This is a genomic window from Streptomyces sp. B93, from assembly GCF_018070565.1.
Lineage (GTDB): Bacteria > Actinomycetota > Actinomycetes > Streptomycetales > Streptomycetaceae > Streptomyces.
In genome coordinates this window covers 1-1000 of the sequence record NZ_JAGPXL010000119.1, presented here as the reverse complement: position 1 = coordinate 1000, position 1000 = coordinate 1, and the positions used below count along the sequence as shown (strand labels likewise).

Here is a 1000-nt window from a genome sequence, read left to right as displayed (position 1 = left end):
TCGATGATGTCGCCGTGCCAGCGGGGCCCCTCCGTGATCCACTCCCGGGCTTAATGCATATGATGCGCAAGTGCGTGACTACTGCATAAAGCCAGCCGACCCCGAAGACCTCGACGCCGCCCGGGCCGTCATGCTCGACACCGTCTACCGCGACTTCGGTACGGGATACGTGCCCCGCTGGCACGGCGACATCATCGACCCGGCCGCCGCCTACCTCGCCCCGCCCCGGCACACCCTCCTCGTGGCGGTGGACCGGCGGGACGGGAGCGTGGTCGGTACGGGGGCCGTCGACTCGCGCGGGCCCGCGCATCCGCCGAACCCCCGGCATGTAGCCGAGCGGTACCCCTCCGGGCGTACCGCCCAGTTGCGACGCGTGTACGTCCGGCCCGAGCACCGTCGGCAGGGCATCGCCCGGCAGCTTGTCGACGCGCTGCTCGACTTCGTGGCGGCGGACGGCGGGTACCGGGCCGTCTATCTGCACACCGATCCGTCCGTGCCCGGCGCCGAGGCGTTCTGGCGGTCGGTCGGGAAGGCCGTGCACGACGAGCGGGAGGATCCGGGCGGCCCGGGCAACGAGGTCGTGCACTTCGAGGTTCCCCTCGTCGGGGGTGAGCGGCGTGCGTGAACGCCTGTCGCGGTTCAGCGCCGTACTGCTGGTCCTGCCTCTCCTCGCCGGGTGCTTCGCCTCCGGCGGGGCCTCGGACGACTCCGCCGGAGGTGACGGCTCGCGGCTGCGTGTCGCCCTCGCCTTTCCGCCCGCCGAACGGCTCTCCCCGTACGGCGCCGACGCCACCATCCTCAGCAGGCTCGGCGTCACCGAGGGGCTGACCGCCCTCGACGCCAACGGGACGGCCGTCCCCGCGCTCGCCTCGTCCTGGCGGCAGGACGGTGAGCGGGCCTGGGTGTTCACCCTGCGCGACGCCAACTTCCAGGACGGTACCGAGGTCACCGCGTCCGCCGTTGCCGCATCGCTCGCCCGGGCCACCGAGGCCGAGCCCGC

General features: G+C 73.0%; 2 protein-coding genes. Both read left to right on the top strand.

The window, feature by feature from the left end:
- Window positions 1-70 precede the first annotated feature (70 nt).
- Window positions 71-625 (top strand): GNAT family N-acetyltransferase, encoded by a 555-nt coding sequence (locus KBY47_RS36190; RefSeq protein WP_210928881.1) that lies wholly within the window; start codon window positions 71-73, stop codon window positions 623-625.
- A partial coding sequence (locus KBY47_RS36185; protein ID WP_308405428.1) for an ABC transporter substrate-binding protein occupies window positions 618-1000 on the top strand: 383 nt, incomplete at its 3' end. The genes KBY47_RS36190 and KBY47_RS36185, both read left to right, overlap by 8 nt.